Annotated in this window: 1 protein-coding gene; it reads left to right on the forward strand. The window is 76.7% G+C overall.

The features are described 5' to 3' along the window. A partial coding sequence (locus MTCD1_RS20010) for a hypothetical protein (protein WP_200818706.1) occupies nt 1-181 on the forward strand: 181 nt, incomplete at its 5' end. Nucleotides 182-245: the final 64 nt, after the last annotated feature.

Genomic DNA, 245 nt, shown 5'->3' on the forward strand with positions numbered 1-245 from the left:
GGCCGCGCTGGACGCGGCGCATCCCCTGATCGGCGGCGGCGGCACCGACAACAAGGTGGCGATCTGGTCCGACCGCTATCCGGCGCAGCCGCTGGTGATCCAGGGCCCCGGCGCCGGCGCCGAGGTGACCGCGGCGGCGCTGCTGGACGACGCGCTGGCGATCCAGCGCGCTGCCGGCTGAGGCGGGCGTCAGCCGGCGCTGCCGCGGCCGCCGGTGCTGCCGACGAATTCCAGCAGGCCGCATT

It is taken from the genome of Colwellia marinimaniae (genome assembly GCF_002207865.1).
Lineage (GTDB): Bacteria > Pseudomonadota > Gammaproteobacteria > Enterobacterales > Alteromonadaceae > Colwellia > Colwellia marinimaniae.